Annotated in this window: 9 protein-coding genes; 6 read left to right on the forward strand and 3 right to left on the reverse strand. The window is 71.1% G+C overall.

The genetic code is table 11. From position 1 onward, the window contains the following. Positions 1 to 69 precede the first annotated feature (69 nt). Positions 70 to 1,218 (reverse strand): DUF3344 domain-containing protein, encoded by a 1,149-nt coding sequence (locus ACGF5U_RS30410; RefSeq protein WP_392717892.1) that lies wholly within the window; start codon positions 1,216 to 1,218, stop codon positions 70 to 72. A 402-nt stretch (positions 1,219 to 1,620) separates the two neighbouring features. On the opposite strand from ACGF5U_RS30410, the gene ACGF5U_RS30415 reads away from it, so the two are divergent. The 5 genes from ACGF5U_RS30415 (at position 1,621) to ACGF5U_RS30435 (ending at position 4,965) form a co-directional block, all read left to right on the forward strand. Then, entirely contained in the window at positions 1,621 to 1,860 is a 240-nt protein-coding gene (locus tag ACGF5U_RS30415; protein WP_392717895.1) for a chaplin, read from the forward strand. A gap of 363 nt (positions 1,861 to 2,223) precedes the next feature. Next, a complete protein-coding gene (locus ACGF5U_RS30420; protein ID WP_392717897.1) occupies positions 2,224 to 2,949 on the forward strand; it encodes a hypothetical protein in 726 nt (241 codons plus the stop codon). A 319-nt stretch (positions 2,950 to 3,268) separates the two neighbouring features. Further along, entirely contained in the window at positions 3,269 to 3,547 is a 279-nt protein-coding gene (locus ACGF5U_RS30425) for a hypothetical protein (protein WP_392717899.1), read from the forward strand. Between the two features lie 199 nt (positions 3,548 to 3,746). Further along, positions 3,747 to 4,259, forward strand: a complete 513-nt coding sequence (locus ACGF5U_RS30430) for a hypothetical protein (protein ID WP_392717901.1) — start codon at positions 3,747 to 3,749, stop codon at positions 4,257 to 4,259. A gap of 313 nt (positions 4,260 to 4,572) precedes the next feature. Then, a complete protein-coding gene (locus tag ACGF5U_RS30435; RefSeq protein ID WP_392717903.1) occupies positions 4,573 to 4,965 on the forward strand; it encodes a chaplin in 393 nt (130 codons plus the stop codon). A gap of 85 nt (positions 4,966 to 5,050) precedes the next feature. On the opposite strand, the gene ACGF5U_RS30440 is transcribed toward ACGF5U_RS30435, so the two are convergent. Beyond that, positions 5,051 to 5,917, reverse strand: a complete 867-nt coding sequence (locus ACGF5U_RS30440; protein WP_392717905.1) for a tyrosinase family protein — start codon at positions 5,915 to 5,917, stop codon at positions 5,051 to 5,053. Further along, on the reverse strand, positions 5,901 to 6,383 hold the full coding sequence (locus tag ACGF5U_RS30445; RefSeq protein WP_392717907.1) for a tyrosinase family oxidase copper chaperone: 483 nt from the start codon (positions 6,381 to 6,383) through the stop codon (positions 5,901 to 5,903). The genes ACGF5U_RS30440 and ACGF5U_RS30445 overlap by 17 nt, the downstream gene beginning before the upstream one ends. A 208-nt stretch (positions 6,384 to 6,591) precedes the next feature. On the opposite strand from ACGF5U_RS30445, the gene ACGF5U_RS30450 reads away from it, so the two are divergent. Further along, positions 6,592 to 7,095, forward strand: coding sequence for a DUF5949 family protein (locus tag ACGF5U_RS30450; protein ID WP_392717909.1), 504 nt, complete (start codon positions 6,592 to 6,594; stop codon positions 7,093 to 7,095). The last annotated feature ends 253 nt before the right edge of the window (positions 7,096 to 7,348 follow it).

Here is a 7,348-nt window from a genome sequence, read left to right on the forward strand (position 1 = left end):
CGCACGCGTGACCCTTTCTACGGAGCGGGGGGCAGTGAGGGGTCGGCGCTGTCGAGCGCGCGGCGAACGTCAGGGCCGGGCGTCCGCCTGGAGGAGGAGCGCGCCGAGCCAGACGAAGTCCCGCTTGGACTCCAGCCGTACTCCGAGCCGGTCGGCGCCCTTTTCGAGAGCGCCGCGCAGATCGAACACGTCCGAGTCGTACCCGAGGGTGTTGCGGTGGCCGGGATTGCGGCCGGCACGGCTGACGCCGTCATCGGTGATGGTGGAGTTCAGTACGTCGTCGGCGGAATTCCCGTAATCGCTGAGGACCGTTTTCCGGGTGCCCGCCGTAAGGGTGAGGGAATCTCCGGTGATACCCCGGTCGCCGTCGTAGGCGACGATCCCGAGGCGGCCCCCGGCCCCCTTGGGAATGCGGAGCCCGCCCAGGTCGACGTCGAGTGCCGACTCGGTGTCGTTGAGCGGCTGGAATCCGTCCCACACGGCGAGGTGACGCAATGGCTCGGACTTCTTCTCATAGGCGACGACCATGGTCCATCCGCCCCATGCGCCGACCGCCGAGCGGCCCATGGCGACATTGACCTGGGCGACGGTGTAGAGGCCGGGACCGGCGCCCCTGACGAGATCGGTGACATCGGCGGACGCCTGATAGGCGTCGGCGCCGTCGGCCGTCCGGTGGCCGATGGTGGAATCGGCGAGGAGTTCCTTGTATTCGCCGCCGGGCTCCGCGATCAGGACCCGTCCGTTGTCCTTGGGCGGTTTCTGCTCGCCGACCCGGAGATTGCCGCCCCAGTACAGGCGGGCGTAGCTGACCTGCGCGTCCTCGGGCAGCCTGATCTCGCCCCGGCTGGAGTTGTAGGTGTTGGGGTCGTCGTCCACGTCGACGTAGAACATGTCGTACGCGTGGTTGGCGGCGGCGCCTGTGCCGCCGCGCGCGGTGAGGCACGGCACGTCGGCGGCGGCGTTCGCCGCGGAATCCCGGCAGGTGATCGCCGAGTTCGCGGCCCTGACGAGTCCGCCGTGCCGGACCGCGTAGTACCGCTGGGTGAACGGAATGCGGGACTTCACGTTCGTGGGGAGTCGGCCGTCCGGCCGTGCGGCATTCGGCAGGGGCTCGTCCAGCTGCGGCTCGGCCGCGGCGGGAAGTGCCATGGACAACGCGGCACAGGAAAGGGCGCAGATCAGCCCACGACGCACAGCAAGAACCACTGGATTCCGCATACAGCTTCTCCGCTTTGAGGAGTGACGGGAACACCGCGAGGAGGATCGCGCGAGGTCGAGAGAGGGCGGGCGGGCGCGGGCCGCACGGCCGCGCGAAAAGGTTCCCACGTGGACGGACCGGACGAACAAGCACGAACGCTATAACCCAATGAGCAAAACACGAAGCATGTGAAACACGAGCGGAGCAAGTTGCTTGTTTATCTGCCTTGTTCGACCTCGGCCGTGTCGCAGCGGCGCGCGAGCGTCCGGATATGGCATGAAGGAATTCGCCTCTCCGGCGTCGTCATGGCCCGGCCGGCGATTCACCCGTTCGGGAGCGCAACCGGGATTGCCCTCACGCGTTCTTGATGGAGCCGGCCGCGTCGGCCAGCAGTGCCTCACCGAACCTAGGAGTTCCTCACCATGTCCCGTATCGCGAAGGCCGCCGTCCTGACCTCCGCCGTAGCCGCGACCGTCGTCGGCGGCGCCGGTGCCGCGCTCGCCGACGCCGGCGCGGAAGGCGCGGCCGTGGGCTCCCCCGGCGTCATCTCGGGCAACGTCGCCCAGGTGCCGATCCACATCCCGGTCAACGTCTGCGGCAACACCGTCAACATCATCGGTGCGCTGAACCCGGCGTTCGGCAACTTCTGCTTCAACGACTGACACCGTCCCCCCGGTACGTCGTCGCACGTCGTCACACATCGTCATATCGCGGGTGCGGCCCTCCCGGCCGCCCCGTACGGTGCGCCATCCCCGATGCTCTCCCCAGGGGATGGCGCACCGTCATGTCCGGGGGGATCCGGGCACCCGGCCGGTGTGTCGCGCGGTGGCCACCACCCTCTTGGCGGCGGCCGCGTCGCCGGGGGCGCGCCTGCGTGTCGCGGACCTTCCGGGCAGGTCGGAGGGGGTGAGGCCACCCATTGGGCGCATCGGCGGACGGTGCCACGATCGTTTGCGGGCCGCAACCGGGCCCCGCACGGTGAGGTCATGCATCCGACGCACCACCCCGGAAGGACGAGACACGCAATGCGTCTTCTGACATCCCGCCGTGTCGCCGCGACAGCGATCTGCGCCGCCCTCACCGCAGGCATGGCGGGACCCGCCGTCGCCGACGCCCACCGGCCGCCCCTGCCCACGAACCCCACGCTCCTCGCCCAGGTCACCGACGTACTCGAAGCGGACGGCGGAAAGGTCACCGAGTCGGAGGTGACCGCCCACGCCGAGAGGATCGCCGCCGCCGCCGAGGAGCTGCGGCAGGCCGCGAAGGCCCCCGTCCCCGCGGACATGGACGCGGACACGGACACGGACATGGACACGGACATGGACACCGCTGCCCAGGCGGACGCCCTCGCCGATCTCCAGGCCGCCATCGACGGGCTCGTGACCGCCACGACCGACGACACCGCCGCGCGGCTGGAGGCCGTGAAGAAGCAGATCGACGACCTTCTCCAGACGATCTCGGACCTGACCGGCGTCCAGATGCCCGAGATTCCGATCCCGCAGCTGCCGGCCCAGACCCTCCCGGCCACCGAGTCCCCGGCCACGGACGTGCAGACTCCGGGCGTCATGCCGCCCGACATCCCGGTCACGGTGCTCCCCGCCACCGAAGGGGGGACGGACTTCGGCGGCATGTTCGACGGCCTGGACATGGGCCCCCTCACGGGCATGGACCTCGGCTCGGTCAACCCGTCGGCGGTGCCTCGGATGCCGTTCGTCGCCGCACAGCTGTTCGCGTCCCGGGCAGGTTCCTAGTCCGCCGGGAACCCGCCGGGGACACCACGCGCACCGCACACCGCACACCGCACACCGCAGCACAGCACGCAGCACACAGGGCCGTGCCGGCTCGCCTCCCCGGAGCCGGCACGGCCCTTGGTCTTCCTGTTCATCGGAGAATAGGACCGCTCCTCATCATTCGGGTGCAGTGTCGAGAATTAGCTCTTTCCCGAGTTTCCGCCACGCGGGGGAATCGTTACAGAGGGCAGAGAGCACGCCGCGGCGGCAACTCGCCAAGTGACCCGCCGTCGGCGCGAGTTGTACACACCCTCGCCTTTCAAGGAAGGACTCACTCCCGATGAAGCCCACGAAGGTTGCCGCGGTCGTCGCCGGTTCCGTGATGGCTCTGGGTGCGGCTGCCCCGGCCTTTGCCGCGGACACCCTCACCCCCTCCAGCCTGAACGGGGCGGTCGACACCCTGGGCAAGCGCGGCCTCACCGAAGCGGTCCCCGGCGACGCCGTGGCCAAGGTCACCGACAACAAGGTCGTCGACAAGGTGTCGGACACCGCGGGCGACCTGAACACCGCGCAGAACGGCAAGTCGCCGCTGCTCGGCGGGCTTCCGCTCGGCTCGTAGTCACCTCGTACGAATTTCATACGCGCCGGATCGTCGCCGGGACCGGTGGGAACGACACCGTTCCCGCCGGTCCCGGTTTTTTCGCGCCCCCGCATTACTGCAAGCAGGGGAATTCTGAGCCGTTTTCGGCGCGTGCTCGTTCATTCAGACAGCAACGCACTCACACCCACGACTCACAAGCCGGAAGGCGTACGCAGAAATGAACGTGAGATCTCAGGCCGGTGCCGGGGTACTGGTCACGTGCCTCGCCTCCGCCGCGCTGGCGACGCCCGCGGCCGCAGCGGAAGCCCCCGTCGAGGTCCCGCTGGAGGCACTGGGCACCGTACTCCCGATGGAGCCCCCCACCGTGCGCACCGGGGTCCCGCTGCCCATGCCGGGCACCCCGCAGGGTCTGGGCGCCACGCGTGACGGCAGGATGCAGGAACTGCTCGTGCCGCGGACACCGCTGACCGCCCAGTCCGCGGGGACGAGGATCGCCGTCCCGCTGCCCGGCCTCCTCGGCGGACGGCCGCTGGGCACGGCCGCGGTCACCTCGCCCGGCACCGATCTGCGGACGGCGACACCCGGCGCCACCCTCGGCTCCCCGCTGTCCCTGCCGCGGGGCGAGGCGCTCGGCCTGCCGGACGTCGAACTGCCGCAGGCCGGGCTGCTGGCGCCCACGCTGATGGGCGCGCTCGAATCCGATATGGGACTGGAGCCCTCGGAGTCCTGAGCGAGGCTGCCCGCGCGGGAGTGAAGAAAGCATTCATCCCGCCACCCACAAGGCGACTGCTCGTTACACCGAGCGGCTTGTCGCATGGTCACCGGCCCGTGGAACCCCGCTTCGCCGACGCAGCCGGCGTCGGAGCAGCCGGGCTCCACGGGCTCACCCATGCCCGAAAGCACCCCATGCGTCCGAAAGGGCGATAATCGCCATGTGCAGCCCACTTGATGCCCCGTTGCCCGTTACCCCCTGTGGATAGCAGCGTTGAAGGGGGAGTGACGACCGCGACTGCGGTCCAGTTTCCACGTACAAGGAGATTCTGATGTCTCGCATCGCGAAGGCTGCCGCCGTCATCGCCGGCACGGGCGCTGTCGCCATGAGCGGAGCCGGCATGGCCGTCGCCGACGCGGGGGCCGCTGCCGCCGCCACCAACTCCCCCGGTGTCCTGTCGGGCAACATCCTCCAGGTTCCCGTTCACGTCCCGATCAACCTGTGCGGCAACACCGTGGACATCATCGGTCTGCTGAACCCGGCGTTCGGCAACGCCTGTGTGAACGCCGGCGGCAAGCACGACGGCAAGCACGACGGCAAGGGTGACGGCCACAACGGCGACGGCCACCACGGCGGCCACCACGGCAACGGCGGCAACGGCAACGGCGGCAAGGGGGACAACGGCAAGGGCAACGGTGGCCACGAGGGTGGCTACGGCGGCTGACCCCGTCCCCTCCTCGACCCCCCACACCTCAGCGGTCCCCCGGCCACACCGGCCGGGGGACCGCTGACGTCTGCGCGCGGGGCGGTCAGGCGTACCGGTAGACGCCGCTGTGGTCGGCGACCTCCGCCGGCGACACGTCCCACGGCGGCATCGGCTCGTCCCGTGCGACGACCCGCCCGTGCTGCGCCGAACCGCGCGGCGGCGGCACCGCCGGCAGATAGCCGGCCTTCGGATGGGCGCGCTGCCAGCGGGACCAGACCAGGTCCACGAACGCGTGGTGCAGCCAGAACACCGGGTCGTTGACGGCCCCGCCGCCCAGCATCGAGCCGCCGACCCACCGGTGGACGCGGTTGTGGTTGCGCCACCGGTCGTTGCCCCGGCCCGCCGCCCAGCCCTCCAGCCGGTTGCGGAGACCGCTGCGGCTGGCGGAGTTCCACGGCTCGGCGTCGTACACCGTCTCCTGGGTGGCCCAGGCCAGCTCGCTCCGGGTCGGCAGTGCGATGGGGTCGGCGGGGCGCCCGAAGTCCCGCATCAGGAAGCGGTTCTCGGTGACGCCGACGTTGATCGTCCAGTTGCCCCCGGTGTACGCGAAGGGGCCCGTCGTGACCTGGAGGTCGCCGCGCCGGCCGTTGCCGCCCATGAAGTCCTCGCCCCACAGGGAGGCGGCCGGGGTGTTGTCCCGGGTCCAGTCCCAGTACGGGATGGTCACGGCAGGGTCGACGCGGCGCAGCTCCCGCTCGAAGTCCAGCAGGTACTGGCGGTGCCACGGCAGGAACGAGGGCGTCATGTGCGCCGCCCGCAGACCGCCGTCCCCGTCGGCGTTGTAGTAGTCGATGTGCGTACGGACGAAGTCGTCGTACCGCCCGGCGCGCTTCAGCTCCAGCACGGCGCCGACGAAGGTGCGGCGCTCGGCGGCCGTCAGATCGCGCTGGTTCTTACGTGTGTAGACCATGGTCCCCTCGGTCTCGGGGTCGGGCGCCGTGGGCAGGGGTGCGGGCGAGCCGCGCTGACCCCAGCTCGTCCACGGCCCCGCGGGTGGCCGCGAGCGGCGTCGGATAGGAGCGGTAGTGGTCCACCACGCTGAGGTAGCCGCCGTCCGCACAGCGCATCAGGTGCAGCGGCCGCCCGTCCACGAGGACGTCGAACCCGCCGGTGTACGAGGGGGCCGGGCGGCCCTGGATCCGCCGGCCCCGGTACATCTCGTCGAACCCGCCGGCCACCGCCCACGAGCCGGTCACGGCGCCGGGCGCCGCGCCGGACCCCGCCGCCGTGCCCTCGGGTCCCGGCCGTGCCCGGTCACGGGGCGTGGCGGAGATCCTGGCCAGCGTGCCGCCGGTGAACGCGGCGACCGTCAGCGTGAACAGCGTCCGCAGCACCCGGCGGCGGGCGGCGGGGGACGGCGGCCTCTTGGCGCTCATCGAAGGTCTCCCGTACGTCACTGGGCTCGCGCCCCTGTCCATGGGGCGGTGGATCCCTCCCGCCGGGCACAACGAGGCCACCGGGGAACCGTTCCGAGCGCGAGGCCGGATCTGCCACACGTCAAGGTGAATCGAGCCGTCCGGGCGTCGGCCGAACGGGTGGAAACGACCCGGAGCGTCCTGTTCCGCGCCACTAGTATCCGGCGCCATGACCTCTTCCACCGTCGTGTCCCCGGGCCAGCAGCGTTCCCCTCTGGGCACGCTCACCGTCATCCCCTGGTCCAGCGAGCCGTCCGCAGACGACCCGGGAACGCCGTTCCTGATGGTCTACTCGCTCGGGGACGGCCGCGACGGCCCCGAGGCCGGCGAAGAGGCCCTCCGCGCCGAGCTGGAGAAGCTCGGTCTGTCGATCGGCGAGCACCTCCTCGACCTGGGCCGTGAGTCCAAGATCCCCGTGACGCTGCTGGTGGAGGCCGAGCAGGCCGTCCTGACGATGCCGTTCATGAAGGTGCAGTGCCCCGTACCGCCCGAGTGGGAGAAGGCGGCGCAGGAGCGCGGGCAGGTGTATCTGATCTGCGCGGTGCGCCCGTGGCCCGAGGCGGTGCCCGGGCAGGAGGTCGCCCCGGAGCGGCTGCGGGCCTTCGTCGGCGACGACACGATGCTGGCCGACGCCGCGCACTGCCTGGTGCCCGTGCTGCGGGTGCGCACCTGAGGCGGCCCCGCCCCACCCATGACGGGGCTCCGGCCGCGGGTGCGATCCGCCCGCGGCCGGAGCCGCTCCGTACCGGCCCGACGACGAATCGGTGGACACCATGACGGCGACGATGACGCGGACTCCCGAGGTGGACGCGGAGCGCTCGCGCTCCCGGGCGACGGGGGCGGGCAGGGCGTTCGCGTGGATGCTCGTGGTCACGGGCGCGGCCGGGCTGCTGGCGGCCTGGGTCATCACGCTCGACAAGTTCAGG

The sequence above is a fragment of the Streptomyces sp. NPDC047886 genome (assembly GCF_043204435.1).
GTDB lineage: Bacteria > Actinomycetota > Actinomycetes > Streptomycetales > Streptomycetaceae > Streptomyces.

Coding starts and splice junctions, on each gene's coding strand:
- ACGF5U_RS30410 (WP_392717892.1), bottom strand. CDS start 1,218: ATGCGGAATCCAGTGGTTCTTGCTGTGCGTCGTGGGCTGATCTGCGCC.
- ACGF5U_RS30415 (WP_392717895.1), top strand. CDS start 1,621: ATGTCCCGTATCGCGAAGGCCGCCGTCCTGACCTCCGCCGTAGCCGCG.
- ACGF5U_RS30420 (WP_392717897.1), top strand. CDS start 2,224: ATGCGTCTTCTGACATCCCGCCGTGTCGCCGCGACAGCGATCTGCGCC.
- ACGF5U_RS30425 (WP_392717899.1), top strand. CDS start 3,269: ATGAAGCCCACGAAGGTTGCCGCGGTCGTCGCCGGTTCCGTGATGGCT.
- ACGF5U_RS30430 (WP_392717901.1), top strand. CDS start 3,747: ATGAACGTGAGATCTCAGGCCGGTGCCGGGGTACTGGTCACGTGCCTC.
- ACGF5U_RS30435 (WP_392717903.1), top strand. CDS start 4,573: ATGTCTCGCATCGCGAAGGCTGCCGCCGTCATCGCCGGCACGGGCGCT.
- ACGF5U_RS30440 (WP_392717905.1), bottom strand. CDS start 5,917: ATGGTCTACACACGTAAGAACCAGCGCGATCTGACGGCCGCCGAGCGC.
- ACGF5U_RS30445 (WP_392717907.1), bottom strand. CDS start 6,383: ATGAGCGCCAAGAGGCCGCCGTCCCCCGCCGCCCGCCGCCGGGTGCTG.
- ACGF5U_RS30450 (WP_392717909.1), top strand. CDS start 6,592: ATGACCTCTTCCACCGTCGTGTCCCCGGGCCAGCAGCGTTCCCCTCTG.